Annotated in this window: 28 protein-coding genes and 1 riboswitch; of the genes, 27 read left to right on the forward strand and 1 reads right to left on the reverse strand. The window is 42.0% G+C overall.

The window, feature by feature from the left end; genetic code table 11:
* Positions 1 to 75: 75 nt before the first annotated feature.
* Positions 76 to 207, forward strand: a riboswitch (FMN riboswitch).
* 216 nt (positions 208 to 423) lie between these two features.
* The 3 genes from MHZ92_RS02605 to MHZ92_RS02615 all read left to right on the forward strand — a co-directional run bounded on the left by MHZ92_RS02605 (position 424) and on the right by MHZ92_RS02615 (position 2,607).
* A complete protein-coding gene (locus MHZ92_RS02605; protein ID WP_239429940.1) occupies positions 424 to 1,005 on the forward strand; it encodes an ECF transporter S component in 582 nt (193 codons plus the stop codon).
* Positions 1,006 to 1,740: 735 nt separating this feature from the next.
* Positions 1,741 to 2,340 carry a histidine phosphatase family protein gene (locus MHZ92_RS02610; RefSeq protein WP_239429941.1) on the forward strand — a complete coding sequence of 200 codons (600 nt, stop codon included), beginning with the start codon at positions 1,741 to 1,743 and terminating at the stop codon, positions 2,338 to 2,340.
* Between the two features lie 30 nt (positions 2,341 to 2,370).
* Positions 2,371 to 2,607, forward strand: a complete 237-nt coding sequence (locus MHZ92_RS02615; RefSeq protein ID WP_239429942.1) for a hypothetical protein — start codon at positions 2,371 to 2,373, stop codon at positions 2,605 to 2,607.
* A gap of 104 nt (positions 2,608 to 2,711) precedes the next feature.
* On the opposite strand, the gene MHZ92_RS02620 is transcribed toward MHZ92_RS02615, so the two are convergent.
* The gene (locus MHZ92_RS02620; RefSeq protein ID WP_239429943.1) at positions 2,712 to 2,966 is read right to left on the reverse strand and encodes a ferredoxin; all 255 of its coding nucleotides are present in this window, start codon (positions 2,964 to 2,966) and stop codon (positions 2,712 to 2,714) included.
* Between the two features lie 109 nt (positions 2,967 to 3,075).
* On the opposite strand from MHZ92_RS02620, the gene MHZ92_RS02625 reads away from it, so the two are divergent.
* The 24 genes from MHZ92_RS02625 to ndk all read left to right on the forward strand — a co-directional run bounded on the left by MHZ92_RS02625 (position 3,076) and on the right by ndk (position 24,227).
* On the forward strand, positions 3,076 to 4,113 hold the full coding sequence (locus MHZ92_RS02625) for a helix-turn-helix domain-containing protein (RefSeq protein WP_239429944.1): 1,038 nt from the start codon (positions 3,076 to 3,078) through the stop codon (positions 4,111 to 4,113).
* The gene (locus MHZ92_RS02630) at positions 4,113 to 5,546 is read left to right on the forward strand and encodes a RecQ family ATP-dependent DNA helicase (protein ID WP_239429945.1); all 1,434 of its coding nucleotides are present in this window, start codon (positions 4,113 to 4,115) and stop codon (positions 5,544 to 5,546) included. Before MHZ92_RS02625 ends, MHZ92_RS02630 begins: the two co-directional genes overlap by 1 nt.
* A gap of 80 nt (positions 5,547 to 5,626) precedes the next feature.
* Positions 5,627 to 6,295: a LysM peptidoglycan-binding domain-containing protein gene (locus tag MHZ92_RS02635; protein ID WP_239429946.1), complete on the forward strand. Its 669-nt coding sequence runs from the start codon at positions 5,627 to 5,629 to the stop codon at positions 6,293 to 6,295.
* 96 nt (positions 6,296 to 6,391) lie between these two features.
* The gene (locus MHZ92_RS02640) at positions 6,392 to 7,165 is read left to right on the forward strand and encodes a metallophosphoesterase (protein ID WP_239429947.1); all 774 of its coding nucleotides are present in this window, start codon (positions 6,392 to 6,394) and stop codon (positions 7,163 to 7,165) included.
* 43 nt (positions 7,166 to 7,208) lie between these two features.
* Positions 7,209 to 8,186 carry a YpdA family putative bacillithiol disulfide reductase gene (locus MHZ92_RS02645; RefSeq protein WP_239429948.1) on the forward strand — a complete coding sequence of 326 codons (978 nt, stop codon included), beginning with the start codon at positions 7,209 to 7,211 and terminating at the stop codon, positions 8,184 to 8,186.
* Positions 8,187 to 8,219: 33 nt separating this feature from the next.
* Positions 8,220 to 8,897, forward strand: a complete 678-nt coding sequence (prsW, locus tag MHZ92_RS02650; RefSeq protein ID WP_239429949.1) for a glutamic-type intramembrane protease PrsW — start codon at positions 8,220 to 8,222, stop codon at positions 8,895 to 8,897.
* Between the two features lie 161 nt (positions 8,898 to 9,058).
* Entirely contained in the window at positions 9,059 to 9,820 is a 762-nt protein-coding gene (sleB, locus tag MHZ92_RS02655; protein ID WP_239430077.1) for a spore cortex-lytic enzyme, read from the forward strand.
* Between the two features lie 56 nt (positions 9,821 to 9,876).
* Positions 9,877 to 11,163, forward strand: a complete 1,287-nt coding sequence (locus MHZ92_RS02660) for a PepSY1/2 domain-containing protein (RefSeq protein WP_239429950.1) — start codon at positions 9,877 to 9,879, stop codon at positions 11,161 to 11,163.
* A 95-nt stretch (positions 11,164 to 11,258) separates the two neighbouring features.
* Positions 11,259 to 11,897 carry a flagellar brake protein gene (locus MHZ92_RS02665; RefSeq protein ID WP_239429951.1) on the forward strand — a complete coding sequence of 213 codons (639 nt, stop codon included), beginning with the start codon at positions 11,259 to 11,261 and terminating at the stop codon, positions 11,895 to 11,897.
* A gap of 375 nt (positions 11,898 to 12,272) precedes the next feature.
* Entirely contained in the window at positions 12,273 to 12,950 is a 678-nt protein-coding gene (cmk, locus tag MHZ92_RS02670) for a (d)CMP kinase (RefSeq protein WP_239429952.1), read from the forward strand.
* Positions 12,947 to 13,528 carry a lysophospholipid acyltransferase family protein gene (locus MHZ92_RS02675; protein WP_239429954.1) on the forward strand — a complete coding sequence of 194 codons (582 nt, stop codon included), beginning with the start codon at positions 12,947 to 12,949 and terminating at the stop codon, positions 13,526 to 13,528. The genes cmk and MHZ92_RS02675 overlap by 4 nt, the downstream gene beginning before the upstream one ends.
* An 80-nt stretch (positions 13,529 to 13,608) precedes the next feature.
* Positions 13,609 to 14,748, forward strand: a complete 1,140-nt coding sequence (rpsA, locus tag MHZ92_RS02680; protein ID WP_239429956.1) for a 30S ribosomal protein S1 — start codon at positions 13,609 to 13,611, stop codon at positions 14,746 to 14,748.
* A 121-nt stretch (positions 14,749 to 14,869) separates the two neighbouring features.
* Positions 14,870 to 16,180: a ribosome biogenesis GTPase Der gene (der, locus tag MHZ92_RS02685; RefSeq protein WP_239429959.1), complete on the forward strand. Its 1,311-nt coding sequence runs from the start codon at positions 14,870 to 14,872 to the stop codon at positions 16,178 to 16,180.
* A 14-nt stretch (positions 16,181 to 16,194) separates the two neighbouring features.
* Positions 16,195 to 17,214 (forward strand): NAD(P)H-dependent glycerol-3-phosphate dehydrogenase, encoded by a 1,020-nt coding sequence (locus MHZ92_RS02690; RefSeq protein WP_239429960.1) that lies wholly within the window; start codon positions 16,195 to 16,197, stop codon positions 17,212 to 17,214.
* A gap of 30 nt (positions 17,215 to 17,244) precedes the next feature.
* Entirely contained in the window at positions 17,245 to 17,451 is a 207-nt protein-coding gene (locus MHZ92_RS02695; RefSeq protein ID WP_239429961.1) for a DUF2768 domain-containing protein, read from the forward strand.
* On the forward strand, positions 17,448 to 18,170 hold the full coding sequence (locus tag MHZ92_RS02700) for a hypothetical protein (protein WP_239429962.1): 723 nt from the start codon (positions 17,448 to 17,450) through the stop codon (positions 18,168 to 18,170). Before MHZ92_RS02695 ends, MHZ92_RS02700 begins: the two co-directional genes overlap by 4 nt.
* 97 nt (positions 18,171 to 18,267) lie before the next feature.
* On the forward strand, positions 18,268 to 19,746 hold the full coding sequence (gene spoIVA, locus MHZ92_RS02705) for a stage IV sporulation protein A (protein ID WP_239429964.1): 1,479 nt from the start codon (positions 18,268 to 18,270) through the stop codon (positions 19,744 to 19,746).
* Positions 19,747 to 19,907: 161 nt separating this feature from the next.
* Positions 19,908 to 20,180 (forward strand): HU family DNA-binding protein, encoded by a 273-nt coding sequence (locus tag MHZ92_RS02710; protein ID WP_147059822.1) that lies wholly within the window; start codon positions 19,908 to 19,910, stop codon positions 20,178 to 20,180.
* A gap of 167 nt (positions 20,181 to 20,347) precedes the next feature.
* A complete protein-coding gene (folE, locus tag MHZ92_RS02715; protein ID WP_239429968.1) occupies positions 20,348 to 20,911 on the forward strand; it encodes a GTP cyclohydrolase I FolE in 564 nt (187 codons plus the stop codon).
* 71 nt (positions 20,912 to 20,982) lie between these two features.
* Entirely contained in the window at positions 20,983 to 21,204 is a 222-nt protein-coding gene (mtrB, locus tag MHZ92_RS02720; protein WP_239429970.1) for a trp RNA-binding attenuation protein MtrB, read from the forward strand.
* Between the two features lie 40 nt (positions 21,205 to 21,244).
* Positions 21,245 to 21,979 carry a heptaprenyl diphosphate synthase component 1 gene (locus tag MHZ92_RS02725; protein ID WP_239429972.1) on the forward strand — a complete coding sequence of 245 codons (735 nt, stop codon included), beginning with the start codon at positions 21,245 to 21,247 and terminating at the stop codon, positions 21,977 to 21,979.
* Positions 21,980 to 21,997: 18 nt separating this feature from the next.
* Positions 21,998 to 22,693, forward strand: a complete 696-nt coding sequence (locus MHZ92_RS02730; protein ID WP_239429974.1) for a demethylmenaquinone methyltransferase — start codon at positions 21,998 to 22,000, stop codon at positions 22,691 to 22,693.
* Positions 22,694 to 22,718: 25 nt separating this feature from the next.
* On the forward strand, positions 22,719 to 23,693 hold the full coding sequence (locus tag MHZ92_RS02735) for a polyprenyl synthetase family protein (RefSeq protein ID WP_239429975.1): 975 nt from the start codon (positions 22,719 to 22,721) through the stop codon (positions 23,691 to 23,693).
* Positions 23,694 to 23,780: 87 nt separating this feature from the next.
* Entirely contained in the window at positions 23,781 to 24,227 is a 447-nt protein-coding gene (gene ndk / locus MHZ92_RS02740; protein ID WP_239429978.1) for a nucleoside-diphosphate kinase, read from the forward strand.
* Positions 24,228 to 24,632 lie beyond the last annotated feature (405 nt).

The following is a 24,632-nucleotide window of genomic DNA, read 5'->3' on the forward strand; positions in this document are numbered from 1 at the left end:
TTTGTAAGCAGTAGAGTTTACAGAACGCTTTTTTTTAGATACAATAGATTCGTAACATAACATAATATAATATTGATTCATCTTCGGGGCAGGGTGTAATTCCCGACCGGCGGAAATGGAAGGTCAACTTCCTAGCCCGCGAGCGTAACAGCTGATTCCGGTGAGATTCCGGAGCCGACAGTATAGTCTGGATGGGAGAAGGTGAAGGTGCAGCCGTCTTTTTGTATTGTCTACAAAAGTGGTGCTTATTTAAGGTGGGTAAATGTAAGAAATTTCTTTACTGTAACCTTTATTTAAGAATGCCTTTTAAACTCTCCCTAAAGCTTATTTGCTTTAGGGATTTTTATTTTTATTGGACAATACAAGATTCGGTCAGACCTTTCCTCTTTTTGAAGTGAATCGCAAAAGGAGAGAGAATGTAACATGAACAACAAGAAATTACGAAGGATGATTCTCATTGCAATACTGGGAAGCATCTCAACAGTACTCATGCAGTTGAATTTCCCATTACCTGCATTGCCAGCGTTCCTGAAAATCGACTTCAGTGAAATTCCAGCAGTACTCGCAATTATGACAATGGGACCGGTCGCAGGAATCGCAGTAGAACTGCTTAAAAATGTACTACATTGGTTTTTATCAGGAAGCCCAACAGGAGTACCGGTAGGAGAGATTGCAAACTTTGCAACAGGCGTGCTCTTCATTATGCCGATCTACTGGATCTTTAAGAAAGTTCAAAACACAAAAGGCCTGACAGCTGGTTTGATTGCCGGAACTGTATCCATGGCTGTCGGAATGAGCGCATTGAACTACTTTGTGTTCCTGCCAATGTACACATACTTCCTGAACATGCCTGCCTATACGGGAGAAGCGATGTTCAATGTGATCGTACTAGGGATCCTTCCTTTCAATTTGATAAAAGGCATCATGCTGATGGTCATTTCCTTGCTGTTGTATAAGAGCATGAGCAAATGGATCGACAAACAAAACCGTCAGTTGACGATGTAATAAATATAAACAAAACGAGTATGAGAACAGCAAATTTGTTCCCATACTCGTTTTTTCTTTGCAAACCGTGAATTTCCGTTTCAGGCGGACGCGTTCCGGGGGGCGGGCGTTGAGCCTCCTCGGTCGCTAGCGCTCCACTGCGGGGTCTCACCTGTCCCGCTTATCCCCCAGGAGTCGCCGCCTTCCACTCCAATTCACAAGCATTCTATAATTCAATGAATACTACCTTATTGTTGATTCTCCTAATTATACTTTTTGCCCTACCATTTCAAATATGACCTTCTACACACACCCAGAAGACTTTGTAATCCGTTCGTTGGAGGGGTTAAAAAAGGAAACAACACAACAAATATCTAATAACTCAAGTATTAGCACATTTCATCGTAATAGTTGAGGATTTTATTCAAATGGGCTTATAAAGTGTAAAAGAAGTCTAAAACTCGATTAACAACAAATAACACTTTGAATGTTTGATTCGAAATTTCTGATATAATTAAGAAGTTCTTATTACTCTATATTATTTGCAGTAATAGGAGTCGTTTTAACATTTATTTTAATGGTTTCATTGTCCGATAAGTTCAAATCAAAAACCTAATACTTTGTTACACTGCAATAATTTGGATTTTCAAGGACGAAAAGAAATCTTAAGCAATCGAGAGCCATTGCATAATAAAGAAGACCTATTAGATTGATAGCAGGATAGAGAGTAATTAAGAGCAAAGGATGATATATATATTGACTACTATAGGGCTAATTAGACATGGGATTACTGAGTGGAATGAACTTGGAAAAGCGCAGGGCATATCAAACATTCCGTTAAACAAATTGGGTAGAGAGCAAGCTATTAATATTGGTAATAGGCTCCTAGATGAAGGTAAATGGGATTTGATAATTTCAAGTGACTTATCAAGAGCTATTGAAACTGCTCAAATCATCGGCAGTAAAATAAACTTGTCAATTAGTCATTATGATAAAAGAATAAGAGAAATAGATTGTGGAGAAATTGAAGGTACTACAGAAGAGATTCGACGGGCAAAGTGGGGAAGCAATTGGCGTGAAATTGACCTTGGGATGGAAAGTTTTGAAGAGGTAGGGAAGAGAGGAATAGAGTTCCTTGAAGAAATAGTTCATACATATAACGGCAAGCGAATATTGATAGTAAGTCATGGGGCATTAATCGGTTTGACCTTACAACAATTACTCCCTACAATGTTCCAATCGACATACATAGATAATTCCTCCTTAACTATCTTGCATAATACCAATGGAAAATGGGATTGTAGACTATATAATTGTACAAAACATTTGGTAAAGAGTGATTTGTCACATTATTAAAGGGGGCGATTGTGGTATATACTTAGTTGATTGAAGTGGAAGGCGGCGACTCCTCCGAAAGCCGTCACGAAGAACGGCTTTTGCGACCAAAAGCAAAGCGTTGGGGGCAGGAATGGTAAAACGGATGCCTTAATTTCTGCAAAGATCGCAGAAATACTGCAAATCGAACCCTTCGCTGTTCGATTGGCTGAGGCGACGCCTGCGGAAAGGGAGCCGTTCTGGCGATTTTCGGCTATTAAGACAACTCCAGATCTAAAAACATTGTAAAAAAATTGACTAGGAAAGAAAACCTCCACCTGTAGAGGAGATCCGTTATAAAAAACAAAGAGGCTGTCCGGATTGTTACCGGGCAGCCTCTTTAATTGTTTGACTCAGTCCTCATATTTTAAAGGATCGCCTTCAAACGGTGCGTCTGCGACTTTGATTGAATCAGTCGGGCAACCGTCAAAAGCATCTTCCATGTCTTCCAATAGTTCTTCTGGAACTTCTGTATTACCCATGTTATCATCAAGGATAACGTAAGCTATTCCCTCATCGTCGTAATCGTAGATGTCAGGTGCAGCAGCGCCGCAAGCTCCACATGCAATACATGTGTCTTGGTCAACGATGGTGTATTTTTTTGACATTGACGTTCTCTCCTCTTTTCTCCGCACTAACTATTTAGTTCCCTTACCATTCTAAAGCTGTTTTCATTAGTTTTCAACAATAAAACATTTAATTTAAGGGGAAACCATAATGAATTTGACAACTATTCTACTATTTATCATAAGTAAGTTAAATGGAGAGCGAACAGTAAACGCTCCACTCCATCTACTGCGAGGGAAAAAATCCGGGCAAACATTGCAGGATGTAGACTATTTCAACGTCAAACCTTTTTTTGGTATCTTTCCAAAACTGGAAGAAAGTACATATGTGAAAGCAATCGATGAATTGTTGGACACTGGATTAATTGTCCAAAACGGTAAATTTGTCTACCTGACTGAGTTAGGAAAACAAAAGGTAAAAGAGCTACCCGCATTCCATTTCAAAGGTTGGGACTATCGAGGACGTGAAATGATCTTTTTTGGCAGAATTGCGTTGCTCGTCCAAACACTATCTTACATGCGCTTCGGGGAGACATCCTTCATGCCTATTCAACGAGACCGAGATATCCAGCTGTTCGTAAAAAGACTCGTAGAAGGACAACCCATCACTGATCCCATATTTGCAAAAAGCATTGGAGACGAGTTGAAAAAGGCTCTTCCGTTAAGTGGAATGAGTGATGTGCAAAAATACATATTCGCATACCGATTAACCGGAAAAAATGAAACCGCTAAAACGTGGGATCAACTGGCTGTTGAATTGAAAAGTTCTACCGAAGCGCTCCGTCTCTTATTCATCGAAAGCCTTCATAGACTATTACCTGTCATCGAAAAATCTAGTCATTTGCCATACCTTAAAAAGATGGCAATTGATATAAAAGTGCACTCCTATTTGACAGACTCGGCAAAGCAGACGAAAAGGCTTTTCGACGAAGGATATTCAATGGAGAGCATCGCAGCGATACGAAAATTGAAGCTAAGCACGATTGAAGACCATTTTATTGAAATGGCAATGAGTGATAAGAGCTTCCCCCTTACTCATTTCGTTTCGCAAGAATCTATAGACGCTGTCCTAACAAAATCGAGAGAAATGGGAACCAAACGGCTAAAGTTGTTAAAAAATGAATTTGAAGCACTTTCCTATTTCGAGCTTAGGCTCATCTTAACTACTTATAAGGAAGTGGATACGTAATGGATTTGAAAGAAATCTTATTGGACCGATTTGGCTATGACAATTTTCGTCCAGGACAAGAAGAAGTGATTCGACAAGTTTTGAGTGGCCGAGATACAATTGCCATCTTGCCGACAGGGATGGGGAAGTCACTTTGCTATCAGTTGCCTGGCTCTATCATGGAAGGCTCTGTCCTCATAGTTTCTCCCCTTGTTTCATTGATGGAAGATCAAGCGATGCGCATGCGCAAAAATGGTGAGAAGCGAGTAGTCGCATTGAATTCATTTTTGCCTTACACGGAACGGCAAAGAATCCTTGGGCAGCTCCACACCTTTAAATTCATTTTCATCTCTCCGGAAATGCTCTCTCAAAATTCTTTTGCCTATCATTTGAATAGGCTTTCTCTCTCGTTAGTCGTCGTGGATGAAGCCCACTGCATTTCCCAATGGGGATTTGATTTTCGACCGGATTATTTACGGATTGGTGATTTTCTAAAACAGATGAACTGTCCACCGATTTTGGCATTGACCGCAACAGCTGATGATAAGGTGCTAAAAGATATTCAACAATACTTGCGGATGGACAAGCCAGTCGTGTTTCGGCATTCGTTGGATCGGCCGAATATTTCCTATTCAATTCTAGAAGTGAACTCAGCTTTTGAAAAAACGGCGTGGATCATAGAACGGGTTACACATACGGTCGGTCCCGGGATCATCTATGCTTCATCAAGAAAACGGGCTGACGAATTGGCCATTGCTCTTCAAATGGAAGGAGTGGCTGTTCAATCCTATCATGCTGGGAAGGAGCAGGATGACAGGGCAATTATTCAAGAACAGTTCCTAAACGGTGAGCTAGACTGGATTTGTGCAACGAATGCTTTCGGAATGGGTGTCCATAAAGATGACATCCGTCAAGTGATCCATGAACATATTCCTGCAACTGTTGCAGCATATGTCCAGGAAGTAGGAAGGGCAGGCAGGGATGGATTACCGGCTGCCGCCACGCTTCTTTATATGCCTGCTGACGAGCAAACGACAAGTTTCATCATCCAATCGGATACACCAGGTGAGGCTGAAATCCGCCATTATAGTAAATTGATAGCTGAAGGCCTTCCTCCTGGCGAAGCTGCAGAGCTTGCTCGTTTGACGGAAACGGGTAAGCGTGTAATCGATTACTACAAAGAACATTATTCTTTGGATAAAATCGTGCACCATCTAAAAGGACTTTCGTATGAAAAGCAGAAACTGCTCCAACAAATGACTCACCTCGTGAAAGGTGGGGAATGTATACGTCAAACTGCTCTCTCTTATTTTGGCGAAGTCTGTCGAAGCAAGCCTGCACAATGTTGCTCGAATTGCGGTCTTTCAATTGAATGGCTTACGGAAGCACCTACGAGGAAGATTACTAATGAAAAAGTCAGCTGGGATGAAAGAATTACCAACCTTCTAGGATAACAGTTCCGATGTCCGTTTACTTTTACGACAATATTCGTCATAATATATAGAAGAGCACCATTGAATAGGAGAATATGTCGATGAAAAATAATGATTACAAAGTTGAATTTGAAGAGCATCGAAAAGAGATCGGGCTAAATAGCAGTGAAGAATCGGTTTTGCCGTCTCGGGCAGAGCGCCATGGTAGACGTCGTAAGCGGAAGAAAACTTCCAGCCATACGACGATCAACGTAATCTTAGGCGTATTTACATTCATTCCGATCTTTATATTTGTCTATGTCATTTATAATTTCTACTTTGGATCTGATAGCAGCTCAGCGAAGGTCGATAATCCAGAAATTGGTGTAGAGATCGGAACAAATGCATCACCTAGTAAAAGTGAAACGCCAGCCTCCATTGTCCTAGACTCTGATAAAGAGGATGAGGAGGAACCTATTGGGGATGCTAATAAAGAAACTGCCGATGAGGAAGGTACCTCATCAAAAACTCCTGTGAATGCAACTCAGCAAGCTGAGGAACAGAAGAATGTTGCAAAAGAGACAGTAAAACCGAAAGTTGAAGAAAAACCAAAAAACGAAAACAAAACTGACAACACATCGGCTAGAACACATATTGTGGCAGCCAACGAAACGCTCTATCGGATTTCCATGAATTATTACGGTACAGATGCCGGAATCGAAAAAATTAAAAAAGCAAACGGTTTGTCCTCGAATGATATAATGGCAGGGCAAAAATTGATTATTCCTTAATGAAATCCAAAGAATGGTAGAAAAGGCAAAGTCGGTTCTTTGCCTTTTTCTTTTCCAACATGTATTGATTGAAGTTTCACTTATGGCAGGTGCAAAATGAAAATTGTTTTGACGAGTGTATCGTTCGTTTCAGGAATGTTCGTGAGTTTGTTTGCATATATGTTCTTTTATGCAAATCGAAAAAATATCGTCCATCATTCATTTTCCATTCGGAAAAATGAACAAGGAGACAAAGAGTTGTCCGTGTTTTTCATTTCAGACATTCATCGGCGCAAAATTGATGAGCATTTGTTACGAAAAGTACGATCTTATGGGCCGGTAGACATCGTTATCGTAGGCGGTGATCTCGCAGAATGCGGGGTTCCGCATTCCCGTATTGATCGGAATGTTCAACGGCTTTCAGAGATCGCCCCATTATATTTCATATGGGGAAATAATGATCGAGAAGTCGGTGAAGGAACAATCCGAAGTATTATTGAAAAACATGGCGGAGTCATATTGGAGAATACGAATGTACAGATTGAAAGTCATCCCCTCTGGGGGATTTGCGGTACTGATGATCCATCGAGCGGAAATGTTAATATCGAGAGGGCATTGAAAAATGCAGAACAATATTCTTATACGATTGTAGCGACACATACTCCCTCCTTATTCCGAAAAGTGGAGAAGTTGTGCACACCTGAGTTGATGGTTGCAGGACATATGCACGGAGGGCAAATCAGATTTGGCAAATTTGCATTGCATCCATTAGGAACATTCACAGAGATGAATGGAAAAGCAAGATTGATCAGCAATGGATATGGCACATCGATTGTTCCGCTCCGTTTCGGTGCAGCACCTGAATGCCATATCATTACGATAAAATATTAAACAGCAAAGAAAGTTGCGTGTGTTTGTAAGGAGATTGATGAAATTGTTATCTAAAGATGCAATTATTATTGGCGGTGGTCCTTGCGGTCTTTCCGCCGCGATTGAATTAAAAAGAATCGGATTGGATGTTCTCGTTATTGAAAAAGGAAATATTGTCAACTCGATTTACCGTTATCCAACACATCAAACTTTTTTCAGCTCAAGTATAAAGCTGTCCATCGGCGATATACCTTTCATTACTGCAAAGGAAAAGCCGAAAAGGAATGATGCGCTTGTCTATTATCGCCAAGTTGCCGAACTGAAGGAGCTTTCGATTAATAGCTACGAAACGGTCGAAAATGTAGAGAAACAAAATGGGGCTTTTATCGTGCAAACCGATAAAGCTTCGTATAAAGCGAAGTTTGTCGTCGTTGCAACAGGTTATTATGATAACCCGAATTCTTTAGGTGTCCCAGGAGAATCGTTACCAAATGTGTACCATTACTTTAAGGAAGCTCATCCGTATTTCGGTAGGAAGGTTGTTGTAATCGGAGGTAAGAACTCAGCTGTAGATGCTGCGATCGAATTGGCACGTGCTGGTGCATCTGTAACCGTTATCTATAGAGGATCGGAATATTCACCTAGTGTCAAGCCTTGGATTCTTCCGAGCTTTGACAGTTTGGTACGAAATGGTGAAATCGATTTGCATTTCAATGCAAATGTCGTTGAAATTACACCGAATTCTGTAACGTTCGAAAAAGATGGTGAACGGCAGACCATTGAAAACGATACTGTTTTTGCAATGATTGGATATCATCCGGATCATTCATTTCTGAAAAAGTTGGGCATTACGATCGATGATGAAAGCGGCAGGCCATTTTTCGATGAAACGTCGATGGAATCCAACGTGGAAGGGTTGTATATTGCTGGAGTCATCGCAGCAGGTAATAATGCAAATGAGATTTTTATAGAGAATGGACGTTGGCATGGATATTTAATTGCAAAACATATTGAAATGATCTCCCATACTCAAAAAAGATAGAACCTGTGTTGATCGGAAAGGGGGCGCGTAGGTTTGTTCATATTGCTTACAGTAGCGATAGCGCCAGGCTTGGCGCTATTCAGCTATTTCTATTTGCGGAAACAGATTGCAAAAGAGCCTTCGCACACTTTATTTCATACTTTTATATATGGAGCAATGATGACATTTCCGATCATGTTCATACAGCATGTTTTCGAAGAAGAAAACATTATTCCAAATGATTTTTTCCGAAATGTAATATTCACAAGTTGGATTGAAGAGTTTTTTAAATGGCTTATTCTTTTGATAGCGATTTTTAAACACGTAGAATTCGAAGACGCCTATGATGGCATCCTTTACGGCGCAAGTGTATCGTTAGGCTTTGCTACTGTTGAAAATATCCTTTATTTATTCATCTTCGGTCTTGACGCCGCTTTCCTTAGAGCTCTTCTTCCGGTATCTAGCCATGCGCTTTTCGGAGTTGTCATGGGGTACTATTTAGGAAGGGCGAAATTTACAACAGTTTCTAATCGGAAAGGCATGTTATTCTTCGCCTTCTTCGCACCATTCATCCTTCATTTTATCTATAATGGAATACTAAGTATAAGCAATCAATCATTATATCTGATTATTCCATTCATGCTCTATCTATGGTGGTTCGGATTAACACGTGTGAAACATGCCCATACTTTTGCTATGCAACAATTCAGGAGTAAAGCGCAAATGAAGTAAAATAAACAAGGATGTATCGATAATAATGTCTACTACTAATAGATGCTGATCTGGCGAAATAGCCGGATCTTTTTTTATGCCCACAAGATAATAAAAAGATTTTGTTTGGACAAACTGAGAGAAAGGAGGGCATAAAATTGAAGAAATATTTACTACGAATAATGGCTATTGCATTATTGCTTGGATCAGCTTATGCAACGTCCCCGATTACAAGCGATGCATTCAGCGCACGTGATCTTGCAAGAGGAGCAACAGGGGATGACGTAATTGAACTTCAAGCGAGGCTCCAATACATCAGTTTCTATAACGGTAAAATTGATGGGAAGTTCGGTTATGGAACCTATTGGGCATTACGCAACTTCCAAGAGAAATATGGTTTGCCAGTTGACGGCATTGCCGGATCGGACACGAAAAAGAAACTGACTTCCGTTACCTCATACGATGAAAAATTTGTAATGGATAACCTGAGGGCAGGAAATCAATTCACCCACTATGGAGGCACACCACTTGCAGCACAAGTGAAGAGAGGGGGAGGCGGAAGAGAAAACTATAATTTGCCTTCCAAATTCTCCGAGCAGGATTTGAGGCTGATGGCTAATGCTGTATATGGCGAAGCGAGGGGAGAGCCTTATGAGGGTCAAGTGGCAGTCGCTGCTGTTATTTTGAACCGGGTGGAACACCCCGATTTCCCTGATACGGTCAGTGGCGTCATCTTCCAACCTTTAGCTTTCACCGCGGTAGCTGACGGACAAATTTGGCTAGAGCCGAATGAACGGGCGAGGGAAGCAGTTCTTGATGCTTTAAATGGTTGGGATCCTTCTGAAAATGCCATTTATTACTTCAATCCGATTACTGCTACAAGTGAATGGATTTGGTCAAGACCACAAATAAAGAAGATTGGCTTGCATATTTTTTGCCATTAATGGCTAAGTGAAAGGAGGATTGAAAATGGCTCTAGTTAGAGCTATTTGCATTGATTATGAAAAGAATACTATTTGTCCTTTCCTATGCGTTGGTCGTCGTTTCCGTCTACGCATATACGAAACATAATGAAAGTGAAAAACTGGCGATTATGTTGAGCAACGAATATGCGGAACAAATGGCGGATGCCTCAGCAAAGCTTGAAGAACTTGATTCCGCAGTGAAACAAACGCTTCTGTTCAATCATTCCGATGGATCGAAAAAAGCGAGGGACGATATTTGGAGACTTTCCTCAGATATTAAAAAATCGGTCGCTTCACTGCCTCTGGATACAAGTTTTTCGACTTCGTGGATGAACTATCTTGGCAGAATCGGCAATTATGCAAAAGAAGCAGACCGATTGGAAAATCCAGATGAATATTACAAAGTGATGGCTCAAGCTTCAAAAAATTTAGGTGTGATGCGTGATGAATGGATGGTAGCGACAACCGGATTAATCGATCGGCAATATTCGATGGATGAATGGATGAAGAGATTGGATGCATCCAATCCAGATTTCGATTGGTCACATATGGGCTCCTCCATTAAGCAATTTACAGAAACAGATTTCCCACTCACCGCAAGTGAATCCGACGCAATGAAAAAGAGAGAATTGAGAGACATTGACGATGCAAAAGTGACTCAGGCAGAGGCAGTTGATCGTTTTAAAACATTGTTTCCTCAAGTTTCTAACGATGTGATCGGCGTCGAAATGAGTAAGCCTGGTTCACCATATCCGTTTTTCCATATTCGGTTCGCTGATGGGGAGTCCATTGGCTATATCGACATTACTGAAAAAGGTGGCCATGTCCTTTCCTATCTAGCCGAAAGACCGTTTGGAAAGACAGCATTGCCTTTTGATGATCTAAGAAGGACTGCGGAAGAATTCTTGAAAGCAGCTGGATACAAAGATGTCGTCTACGAGGAATCAAGAGAGAATAATACTTCTTGGCATATGGTATTTGTGAGGCAAGAGCCATTCTATGGTGCGAAAGTGTTTTCGGATGTCATCCATTTGAAAATTGCGAAGGATACAGGGGATATTATCGGACTGGATGCATCAGAATACATTCGGAAAGAAAAGCTGCATAGACAATCGATCAAGAAAACGGATTGGAAGGAATTCTTCCATAAAGATGTACAAGTTGTGCAAGAAGAACTTGCATATGTAGAGAACGAGAGGTTGGAGCAAAGACTTGCGCACTACTTGAAAGTAATACGCGATGAAAATGGACACACAGGGACGTATAACGTCATTGTCGATACCGAAACATTAGATGTCATTAAAACGGAAAAGCTTGATTAATAAAAAGGATAGGGCAAATGGTCTGAAATTCGATATTGGAATTTCGTCCTACCCATGACATAATAGATACATCTAGTAAAGGTAGGTGTATCACATTGCGTCTTACGATTGGCACGACTTTAACGATCGATAAAGATTTCACCGAAAGCGGGGATAAGTACAAAAGTAAAGTTGTCGATTATGGGGACAGCTATGTAATGATCGATTACCCCACACATATCGAAACAGGAAAATCCGCCTTTTTTATGGACGGAACGCAGTTGCTTATTTCCTTCGTAGAGAATAAAACGTCCTATGCCTTTCGAGCAGAAGTGACGGGTAGGATGAAAAAAGGAATTCCTATGTTGAAATTGGCTTATCCCGGTGATGATCAATTGATTAAAATACAAAGACGCGAATTTGTCCGGGTGGATACAACGATTGATGTCGCTGTGGACTTCGGTGGACTTTTCCAACAATTTGTTGCAGAAGATATTAGTGCAGGCGGTATAGCGATTAACATCGGTCAAGAGGATGCGTTCGAAGAGAACGAATATGTGGGACTTACAATTGCATTGCCTTTTATCAATGATGATATTAAATATGTTAAAACGACAGCGAAGACAGTGCGAATTTGGGAAAAGGATGAGCGTCGAATCGCCTCTATGCAATTTTCCTCGATCGAAACAACCGATAGGCAAAACATCATCCGGTTCTGCTTTGAGAGACAATTGCAGGCGAGGAATGAAAAGTAAGTGAGTACCGAGGGGAAAGACCTGTTCGTTCAGGACTTTTCCCTTTTCTATTAGAAAGCGGAAGGTGGCGTAGCATTGCTCGTAACGCTTCGCTTTTACTCGCAAAAGCCGTTCTTCGTTACGGCTTTAGCTGTGACAGGCATAAGGCGTTTAGTTGAAGGCAGTCTAAGTTCGCGACGTCCTGTCGCAACGACTGCACACCTGCATCCTTGCAGGCGCGGAGTGGCGTAGCATGCTCGTAACGCTTCGCTTTTACTCGCAAAAGCCGTTCTTCGTGACGGCTTTCGCAGCAACTTAGACTTATGACCCGAGCAGCTGCCACCTGAAGCTAGATTGTGATACAATGTTTTCGAATTGAATTCGGGGGTAGATGATATGTTAAAAGGAATTACTATTGCAATTGACGGGCCTGCAGCTGCAGGGAAGAGCACTATTGCAAAAAAGATCGCTCAAAAATTACAGTACACGTATATCGATACAGGCGCGATGTACCGTGCATTGACGTATAAAGCAATCCAGTCAGGCATAGATATGGATAGTGATGAGGCATTGGCGGATTTACTAGTAAACACTGAAATTCTATTGATTCCTGACAATGGAGGCCAAGCTGTACATGTAGATGGGGTTGATTGTTCAAACGAAATTAGATCCCAGGAAGTTACCGCTGCCGTTTCCAAAGTCGCTGCACATTCCACAGTCCGGAAAATGATGGTCGATAAACAGAGGAAGCTTGCATATGGCACGGGTGTCGTAATGGATGGGCGTGATATCGGTACGGAAGTTCTTCCGGATGCCGATTTGAAGATATTCATGACTGCTTCTGTAGATGAAAGGGCGGAAAGACGCTTTCAGGAAAATGAAAAACGAGGCATTCATTCTTCGCTGGATCGCTTGAAAGAGGAAATTGAAAAACGTGACCGAGCCGATAGTGAACGTGAGGTTTCCCCGCTTAAGAAAGCGGAAGATGCCATTCTCGTTGATACGACATCCATGTCGATCGACGAAGTGGTTGACAAAGTAATAAAGCTTGCGGAAGAGAGGATGGAACAATGAATCTATATCCTTTCGGTAAATCCCTTGTCAGTACAATTTTCTATCCTCTTTACAGGGTTAAAGTAATCGGCAAAGAGAACTTCCCCGCGGAAGGAGGAGTTCTTCTCTGCACGAATCATATCGATAATTTCGATCCGCCTGTAGTCGGCATTACTTGTCCTCGACCTGTCCATTTCATGGCAAAAGAGGAGCTTTTCAGAGTTCCCATCCTGAAAACGATTCTACCGAAAGTGAACGCTTTCCCTGTAAAGCGTGGGATGAGTGATCGAGAAGCTTTCAGGACCGCTTTAAAATTATTGCGCGGAGGCAACGTTGTTGGTATGTTTCCAGAAGGGACAAGAAGCAAGACCGGTGAACTTGGAAAAGGGCTTGCGGGTGCAGGCTTCTTTGCGTTAAAAGGAGACGCTGATGTAATGCCATGCGCAATTATCGGGCCCTATAAGCCATTTCGGAGATTAAAGGTTGTTTACGGCAAACCGATTAAAATGGCTTCCTATCGGGAAAACAAGGCGTCCGCCGAAGAAGTGACTGAAGTCATCATGAATGAAATCCGCAACCTTTTGGAGCAGCATAAATAAATTGATAAGGGTAATTTTTTGTTTTTATGCATCGATTCGAATAATATAGAGATAGGATTCATTATGGAGGAGGACTACATATGACTGAAGAAATGAATTTGGATGAAATGAACGGATATAAAGAAGGTGACCGTGTTACTGGAAAAGTAACGAAAATCGAATACAAATCCGTTTTGGTCGAAATTACTGGAGCACCATTTGATGGTGTCATCCCAATCAGTGAACTATCAAGTCTCCACATTGAAAAGGCATCAGATGCAGTACAAGTTGGAGATGAACTTGAATTGATCATCACAAAAGTAGAAGATGAGAATTATGTCCTTTCAAAAAGAAAAGTCGATGCAGAAAATGCTTGGGATTCTCTAGAAGAGAAATTCAATAACAAGGTAACAATCGAAACCGAAGTAAAGGATGTCGTAAAAGGGGGACTCGTCGTCGACCTTGGCGTCCGTGGTTTTATCCCTGCATCACTTGTCGAAGATCATTTCGTTGAATCATTCGAGGATTATAAAGGGCGTACAATGGAATTCAAAATTGTAGAGATGGACAAGGAGAAAAACCGCCTTATTCTTTCTCATCGCGCTGTTATTCAAGAAGAAAAAGCGAATAAGAAGGAAGAGGTACTTGAAGAGCTGAAAGAAGGGCAAGTGCTTGAAGGAACTGTCCAACGGATCGCTTCGTTTGGTGCTTTCATCGATATCGGTGGGGTCGATGGACTGGTCCATATTTCGCAGCTGTCTCACGAACATGTTGAAAAGGTATCTGACGTCTTAAAAGAAGGGGAAAAAGTGAAAGTGAAAGTCCTTTCGGTCGATCGAGATTCAGAACGGATTTCCCTATCCATTAAAGAGACATTGCCAGGGCCTTGGGAAAACATTGAAGAAAGAGCACCAAAAGGGTCAGTCTTAGAAGGTACAGTGAAACGTCTCGTCTCCTATGGTGCATTCGTTGAAGTATTCCCTGGAGTGGAAGGGCTTGTCCATATTTCAAGGATTTCTCATCAGCATATCGGTACGCCTCATGAGGTATTGGAAGAAGGACAGAAAGTTGACGTGAAAGTCGTTGATGTGAATGCGGAGGAGAAACGCTTGTCCCTAAGCATTAAAGACCTTCTTGAAAAGGAAGAAACCGAATCATATGGTGATTATGAAATGAAAGAAGAGACAGGCTTCTCGTTGAGTGATGTCATTGGAGATCAATTGAAAAAGTTCACTGAGTGAGATTTGTCAAATTATCGAACAAGTGAATGAAAAGCAACGATACGGGTGATGGTGCTTACATAGGCATCATCATCTTTTTTGTGTATAATACTTTAGAGATATACTGGAAGGGTGTTTTATTATGAGTAAACCAACTGTAGCGATCGTTGGAAGGCCGAACGTCGGGAAGTCGACAATCTTCAACCGAATCGTCGGAGAACGTATTTCGATAGTAGAGGATGTAGCTGGCGTAACGAGGGACCGTATTTATAGCTCGGCAGATTGGCTCTCGCATGATTTTAATTTGATTGATACTGGCGGCATTGATATCGGTGATGCGCCTTTCCTGGAACAGATTAGGCTTCAAGCGGAGATCGCAATCGATGAAGCTGATGTCATTATCTTTTTGACGAATGGACGAGAAGGTGTGACTGACGCAGATGAGCATGTCGCCAAAATACTTTATAAAACGAAGAAGCCCGTCGTTTTAGCGGTGAATAAAATCGATAATCCGGATATGCGAGATATGATCTATGATTTTTATTCACTCGGTTTTGGTGATCCGTACCCGATTTCAGGCTCACACGGAATCGGCCTTGGAGATTTGCTTGACGCTGTTGCGGCTAGTTTTCCTGAACCAGGCGAAGAAATTGAAGAGGATGATGTTATTCGTTTTTCTTTGATCGGGAGGCCGAATGTTGGTAAATCGTCGCTAGTGAACGCTTTGCTAGGAGAAGAACGGGTCATCGTCAGCGATGTCGCCGGAACGACGACGGATGCAATCGACACTTCCTACGAATTTGAAGGTCAGAAGTATAAAATAATCGATACGGCTGGAATGCGGAAAAAAGGCAAAGTGTATGAGAATATGGAAAAATACAGTGTTTTGCGGGCATTGAAAGCAATTGATCGGTCTGACGTAGTCTTAATCGTTCTCAATGGAGAAGAAGGAATCCGCGAACAAGATAAGCGGATTGCGGGCTATGCGGAAGAAGCCGGTAAAGGTATCATGTTTGTTGTGAATAAATGGGATGCTGTCGAGAAAGATGACAAAACGATGAACCGTTTCAATGAGGATATCCGGAAAAATTTCCTATTCCTTGATTACGCTCCAATTGCATATGTTTCAGCAAAAACGAAGCAACGTGTCACTACATTGTTTGATCAAATAAAAATGATTAGTGAAAATCATGCGATGCGTATCCAATCGAGCGTATTGAACGAAGTGATTGAAGATGCCGTTGCGCGTAATCCGGCTCCTTCCGACAAAGGGCGCAGGCTGCGCATTTATTATGCGACACAAGTGGCGGTCAAGCCGCCAGTCTTCGTTGTATTTGTCAATGAACCTGAATTGATGCATTTTTCCTATGAGCGATTTCTTCAGAATCGTCTACGGGAATCATTCGGGTTTGAAGGAACGCCAATCCGACTTATTACACGAGCTAGAAGTTGAATGAGGTGAAGACTTTGGAAAGAATTTCAGTGATCGGGGCGGGAAGCTGGGGGACTGCTATTGCATTTGTCCTTGCCGAGAATGGCCATGATTGCCTGCTTTGGGCGAGGAGAAATGAACAAGCTGCAGAGATTAATGAACAACATACGAATGCTAATTATTTGCCAGACGTGAGTTTGCCTGCCAATTTAAAAGCGACATCCGATTTAAAGGCTGCTGTTCAGCATGCCGATAATATCGTGATAGCGGTTCCGACGAAAGCTATTCGAGAACTTTGCGCTGAAATTAATGAGCTGGCTGGAAACGCTAAACTGTTCATCCATGTTTCAAAGGGGATTGAGCCGGATACATTGAAACGGATTTCCGAGATGATGGAAGAGGAAATCTCTTCGGTAAAACGGACAGCGATTGTAGCACTTTCAGGTCCAAGTCACGCAGAAGAAGTAGTCCATCGCCATCCTACAACGGTCACTGCAGCTTCTTTCAATAAAGAAGCTGCAGAGAATGTACAAGACCTCTTCATGAATCAATACTTCCGGGTATACACGAATGATGACTTGGTCGGTGTTGAATTGGGGGCAGCATTGAAAAATGTCATCGCCCTCGCAGCTGGTATTACAGATGGAATTGGTTATGGAGATAATGCAAAGGCTGCGCTCATTACACGGGGATTAGCGGAAATCACAAGGCTAGGTATGAAGATGGGAGCGAATCCACTAACATTCTCGGGATTGACAGGACTTGGAGATCTTATCGTAACTTGTACAAGTGTACATTCACGGAATTGGAAGGCAGGAAATTTATTAGGCCAAGGGAAGTCATTAGACGAAGTTATCTCCGGAATGGGGATGGTTATTGAAGGGGTGCGGACAACAAAGGCCGCTTACCAACTTTCTAAACGATACGACGTATCGATGCCTTTAACAGAAGCACTCTATTCCGTTCTTTTCGATAATGTGGCTCCCAAGGAAGCTGTCGATCAGCTCATGAGCAGGATGAAAAAACAAGAAATTGAAGATATATTTTTTAAATAAGTCGTTCTGAGACACGAAAGGATGATTCATTTGTCCGCATTGGATAAAATGTGGCTGTCGTTTTACGCAATGGGTTTCATGGCAATTTCCATGGGACTCATTTACTTGAGCAGACATAAACTATCAAATAGATTGTTAAAATTCATTTTTGCCCTTATCGCGTATGCCTTATTGATATTTTCATTTTTCGCGATGGTTTACATTGTCTTTAGTGGGCCGACAGGGGTGTCGAGATGAAGTTGAACAAAAAGAGTACATCTTTACTACTATTTGCAGCGTCCATTTTATTACTACTCTCCGGTTGCATGTACCCGGCTGATGAAAAAGCTGTAAGGGAAAATCCATACGAAGAACAACTTGAAACAATTCAAAAAGCTGTTTATACGTATAAGGAAAATAACGGTGGCCTCCTTCCAATAAAAACGAGGGACCAGGAAACAGATTTGTACATAAAATATCCGATTGAATTTTCGAAGATAGTACCGGCGTACACCGAAAAGATTCCGTCCAACGCTTATGAGACCGGTGGTATTTACCAATACGTCCTCATGGATGTAGAGGACAATCCAACTGTAAAGTTAGTCGATTTGAGAATTGCGGAGCGCATTCGTGAATTGAACTTAAGAAAGTTTATCAATGGTAAACTCCCATTCAAAGATCCAGTTGGAGAGAATGTATATGAAATCGATTTCGAAGCGATGGGATTCAAGGAGCCTTTGAAAGTAGAAAGCCCTTACTCAGATGCGCAGCTTCCAATTGTTGTCGGTGGAGATGGTAATTTTTATGTCGACTATTCCATAGACTTGAATAGAATTTTACAAGAGGAAAAGCCGGACGTGAAAGAAGGAGAAGATATTCGCTACATTCTATTTGAATCGAATCCTATTTTGCCAGCGTATTCCTTGCCTTATACAGTGAATGAAAAAAACGAACCTGTTTTCATGAAGAAAAAGTGATAGACATCATAGGGAAGTCAAAACGTTTCATGCATTTTTAGCATGAAACGTTTTTCGTTTACATAAACTAATATGCGCGAAAAAAGGAGGGCTAAGTATGAAAGAGGAGTTATATGAAAATCTGGCTAGGAGAACGGACGGGGATATTTATATAGGTGTGGTCGGCCCTGTTCGTGTAGGAAAATCGACTTTCGTCAAAAGGGTGATGGAGGAGGTCGTCATACCGAATATGACGGATGCAGGTGATAGGGCAAGGGCACAGGATGAATTGCCACAAAGTTCACCAGGTCCTATCATTATGACGTCTGAGCCGAAATTCGTTCCAGCACAAGGCACCCAAGTATCGATCGGGGAGGGGGAGCTATCCTTCCAAGTAAGACTAGCAGACTGCGTCGGTTATGTCATTGATGGTGTAAAAGGATATGAAGACGAGGACGGTCCAAAATATGTCCATACTCCATGGCATAATGAACCGATTCCATTCGAGGAAGCAGCACGCATCGGCACAGACAAAGTAATTCGAGACCATTCCACAATCGGCATCCTCGTGACGACAGACGGAACAGTGAACAATATTCCAAGGGCGGCTGCGGAAGTGGCTGAAGAGGAAATCGTTGGTAAGTTAAAGGAAATCGGTAAACCGTTTGTCATTGTGTTGAACTCCAAAATGCCTGCCCATGAAAAAACAGCTGCCTTGAGAGAGCAACTGCATGAAAAGCACGGTGTACCCGTCATCGCCATTAGTGCCGATCAATTGAACGCTCAAGAGATTCAACTCATCTTGAAGGAGGCATTATACGAATTCCCGATTACCGACATCGAACTACAAAAGCCTGACTGGATGGACGTGCTCGGGTCTGATCATGAACTGAATGCATCCATTGACAATGTTATTAATGAAGGATTTCTCGTTGCTTCGAAAATACGTAAAATACAAGAGCTCGCCGAGCGCTTAAAAGAGGAAAAGTACGTCAAGAATGCCGAGGTCGTCGATGTCGATGCCGGGAAAGGGAAAGCTACCGTTAACATTGAAATGGATGAGCAGGCATTCAGAGAAGTTTGTGAAGGCATTATGCAACAGGAAATGAAAACGAAAAAAGATTGGCTCCTATTCGTCAAAGATGCCGTCAAAGCGAAAAAGTCATATGATATGTACGCTGAAGCTATTGAAACCGCTAAGAAGAGCGGTTATGGTGTGGCATTGCCGACCATTGACGATTTCCAACCGTCACCGCCTGAACTCGTTAAGCAGGATAATTTCTTTGGCGTCCGGATGAAAGCATCGGCACCGTCACTTCATATTATCCGGATCGATATGGATGCAGAATTCTCGCCGTTAATCGGTTCTGAATTCCATAGCCAACACTTGTTGAAGGAACTGAAAAATGCCTACCTTCACGATCGAGAAGCTCTGTGGCAAACACAGCTCTTCGGTACTCCGTTACATGAAGTGATGAAAGAGAGCATCCGTTTCAAAACATCGTCCGTTCCGCCGAATGCACGCAAACGACTAAGGGAAACGATCGAGCAAATGGTCAATGACGGAAATAAAGGAATGATTACATTCATCGTGTAATTCTTAAAAGATCCGTATTTTACGGGTCTTTTTCTGTTTTTGGCCAAATAAGCCAAAAATGATGAGTATCACTGGATAATATTGTTGCACCGCGGTTTTAGGTGTGTTACTCTTTTAAAAGCGAAAGCAAAATAGATCCCCTTTGAGAGGAGGTGAATGGTGTGAATAAAACAGAATTGATCAACTCGGTAGCAGAAGCTGCTGGTCTGACAAAAAAAGACGCGACTAAAGCGGTGGAAGCTGTATTCGATACAATCCAATCGACACTTGCTAAAGGTGATAAAGTGCAATTGATCGGATTCGGTAACTTCGAGGTACGTGAGCGTGCTGCTCGTAAAGGGCGCAACCCACAATCCGGAGAAGAAATCGAAATCGCAGCAAGCAAAGTTCCTGCGTTCAAAGCAGGTAAAGCGCTTAAAGATGCTGTTAAGTAATCTTTAAGCTTACATAGGAGCCCTTCCGCAATGTCTTATCGACATTAACGTGGACGGGCTCCTTTTTACTGGATTATCGAAAAACCGGTAACTGTACGTATTACTTCGAGTATGCTACTATCTTTGAAGGAATAGTTAGGAATAGATTCCGTGAGGAGGAAGTCTGTATGAAAGAAGTGGATCTCGGTAAAATAGAAAAAGCAGTCTCGATGATCCTAGAAGCGATTGGTGAGGATACAGAGCGTGAAGGATTGCTTGATACTCCGAAACGAGTCGCGAAAATGTACGCGGAAGTTTTTGAAGGATTACATAAAGATCCAAAAGAATATTTTGAAACGGTGTTCCATGAAAACCATGACGAAGTGGTTCTTGTGAAAGATATTCCGTTCCATTCGATGTGTGAACATCACCTTGTCCCTTTCTTTGGACACGCTCATATTGCATACATACCGCGTAACGGAGTAGTAGCCGGACTTAGTAAATTGGCAAGGGCTGTTGAAACGACAGCGAAACGGCCTCAACTACAAGAAAGAATCACTTCTACTGTTGCGAACGCAATGATGGACATGCTAAATCCAATTGGTGTCTATGTCATAGTCGAAGCTGAGCATATGTGCATGACGATGAGAGGAATTAAAAAGCCAGGAGCTAAAACGGTCACAACTGTCGCACGCGGTATTTATGAGCACGACGATGTGAAAAGAGCAGAAATTCTGTCTCTTCTGAAGTGATCTGGTGCCTTTGCGGACTGATTCATTTATATGATATGATGTGATGTATATGGATGACAGGAGATGAAAACATGTCACAACCTGATTTTATCATGATAAAAGCGCAAGAAGACGGAGTGAATGTCATTGGGCTGACGAGAGGCAATGATACGAAATTTCATCACACCGAAAAATTGGATCGTGGGGAAGTCATGATCGCCCAATTTACTGAGCATACATCTGCCATGAAAATCCGTGGCAAAGCCGAGATCTACTCGGCGCACGGTATTGTCTACAGCGAAGGGAAAGAATAGACAGGACCGTTCTTTCATGGTCTTTGATTGGAGAACCAAAATGGACAGACAAACTATCGATCGATATATTCAAAATTACATAAGCGAAGTGGAACGTTCTATACAAGATCCAATCGTGAATAGGGATCTTGGAAAGATACCACTTGACGAAGTGAAAGCATTCTTTCTTCTTTTACCGATGTTAAATGACGAGGAATGGTCTTTTGAGCTGAATATATCTGCGATTGCAGCAGGTGCTATACATGCCGCCTTTGATATGCACGACAGAGTGGATATTTTAGACGCCACTTCAAAGGAACAGCAGCTGATGGTCTTGTCCGGAGATCATTTCAGTGGAATCCATTACCGATTATTATCGTCTCTTCCAGATTTTAAGCTCATCACTTCCATGTCGGAAATGATTGGACTTATTAACGAAACAAAGACGAACTTGTTAATGGAAGGCTCGAGTGGAACGGAAACAATTATAGACTCGATTATATGTATAGAATCAGGCTGTATCGTTGAATTCCATAAAAGATTTGGTTTTTCAACATACTCAAACATTGCAGAAACGGCATTGGGGCTCATCTGGTTTTCCAAGAAATTGACCAACGATCCGTCAATCGAGCTCATTTGGGCACGAAATCGGGTTAAAAGGATCGAAATCGAAAATGCCATTTCCGTATTAACTTCGAGGTTACAAGAACAGATTGCGGAAGCAAGCTTTTTAACCCCGTTTTTAAAACAGGAAATCCTTAGGTTTGCGACACCGCTATTAGGCAGACCTATTTAGAGAAAGAAGGGAAGACATATGGGGACGTCCAAAGAAGAGAAAGTCCATCACGTCTTTGAAAAGATTGCTGTTGATTATGATAAGATGAATTCCGTCATAAGCTTTAACCAACATAAGAAATGGCGAAATGATATAATGTTGCGAATGAATGTCCAAAAAGGATCGAGTGCTTTAGACGTGTGCTGCGGCACCGCGGATTGGACGATTGCACTCGCAGAAGCTGTCGGGCCGGAAGGAAGTGTAACCGGACTTGATTTCAGCGAAAAAATGCTTGAATCCGGGAGACAGAAAGTCGCAAATTATCCAATGGTCAATCTCTTACAAGGAAATGCAATGGAATTGCCATTTCCCGATAATAGCTTTGACTATGTAACAATCGGTTTCGGATTGCGCAATGTTCCCGATTACTTACAAGTGTTGAAAGAAATGAACCGAGTATTGAAACCAGGCGGCATGGTCGCCTGTTTAGAGACATCGCAAACCGAAATTCCGGTATACCGTCAGTTATTCCGTTTTTATTTCAAATATATTATGCCTTTATTCGGAAGAATTTTTGCGAAAAGCTACAAAGAATATTCTTGGCTTCAAGAATCGGCGGATGATTTTCCGGGGACGAAGCAACTTGCTCAAATGTTCGTGAATGCCGGTTTTCGGGAAGTATCTTATAAGAAGTATAGCGGTGGGGCTGCGGCAGGGCACATCGCATTCAAATAATTGCAAGTAGGGGAAGGTAATCGTCTTGGAGAAATTGAAGTTAATGTCGCTTTACGCAGATTTCCGAAAGGATCTTTCATTCATCGAAAAGGAACTTGAACAATCCGTCGACTCTTCTTCCCCAGTCATTCGGCAAGCTTCCCTGCTGCTTTTACGGGCGGGCGGAAAAAGGATTCGACCTATTTTTGTCATCCTTTCATCAAAGTTCGGTGAATATTCGATGGAAAATGTGGCAAAAGTGGCAGTATCGCTAGAATTAATCCATATGGCATCCCTTGTTCACGATGACGTCATTGATAATTCCGATGTTCGCAGAGGTTTTGAAACAGTGAAGGCAAGGTGGAATAACCGGATTGCTATGTACACTGGAGACTATATATTTTCACGTGCACTCGTGTCCATCGGTGAAATTGAAATTCCAGCGGTTCACCAGCTTCTAGCTGAAACAATGTTGGAAATTGTTAAAGGGGAAATCATTCAATTCGAATACCAGCAAAAGACGGATCAAACATTCCGTGACTATTTGCGCCGCATCAAAAGGAAGACGGCATTATTGCTCTCCTCCAGCTGTGAATTGGGTGCCCTCGTCACAAATGCAAGTCCGGATGTTGTGAAGAAGCTAAAAAGATTCGGCTATTTTGCAGGAATGGCGTTTCAAATCGTCGATGACATTTTGGATATCACTTCAACAGATGAAAGCCTTGGAAAGCCAGCGGGCAGCGACTTGTTAAACGGACATCTGACATTGCCGACATTATACATAAAAGATGAACCTGAGTTCCAACCTTTTTTAAACCGCTCTTTTGATGGTACATTGACAGAAGAGGAGCGCGGTCAAATGCTTTCCTACATCCGTACTTCCGGTGCAATTGAAAAATCGCAGCAAGTGAGTGATATGTATTTAAAAAAGGCCATCAAGGAAGTGGAATCTTTACCGGATAATGATGCGAAAAAAGTACTTCTGCAAATTGCTGACTTCCTCGGAAAAAGAAAGTTCTAAGAAATGGATACCAGTTGAAAGATTGGCTTCCGTTTGGTACGATCAGTAAGGATAAAATTCCATACATACGTGAAGGAGTGTTTCTAAATGGAAAAAACATTTTTAATGGTTAAACCTGATGGTGTTCAACGTAATTTGATCGGTGAAATTGTAAGCCGTTTTGAAAGTAAAGGGTTCACATTAGTTGGCGGTAAATTGATGCAAATTAGCCAAGAGCTTGCTGAACAGCATTACGGCGAACATAAGGAGCGCCCTTTCTTTGGGGAGCTTGTAGACTTCATCACTTCCGGGCCAGTTTTCGCAATGGTTTGGGAAGGTGAAAACGTTATTTCAACAGCACGTTTGATGATGGGTGCAACAAATCCAAAAGAATCCGCTCCTGGTACAATTCGCGGCGATTTTGCTGTAACTGTTGGCAAAAACATCATCCATGGCTCAGACTCACCTGAATCAGCAGTTCGTGAAATCAACCTGTTCTTCAAAGAAGAAGAGCTTGTCAGCTATGACAAATCAATCGTAAGCTGGATCAACTAATAACTATCCAAACAGCCCCGCAGTCAATTGCGGGGCTGTTTTTTTAAAATGAAAAACAGATAATAGCCTATAACTCGGCAGTTGTTTTCCGTTTCAGCACTCGCTTTCCGTGGGCGTCGCCTCAGCCTCCTCACTCCGCTTCGCTCCGTTGCGGGGTCTTCACCTGACGCTGTTCCCACTGGAGTCTCGCGCTTACACTCCAAACAACTGCAGCCAACTATATAGAAAGTAAAGCACAATAAATACCTGAAATATAAGCAACTATAAGCCTTACATTCACTGGTACGTTTTATTTTAATTAATCTAATTACGAATCGGCTAATAAGGATTGAAGCGTAAGGCGGCGACTCCTGCGGGAACAGCACGAGCAGAAGACCCTGGACTGAGCGTAGCGAGGGAAGCGGC

This window comes from Sporosarcina sp. ACRSL, from assembly GCF_022346605.1.
Taxonomy (GTDB): Bacteria; Bacillota; Bacilli; order Bacillales_A; family Planococcaceae; genus Sporosarcina.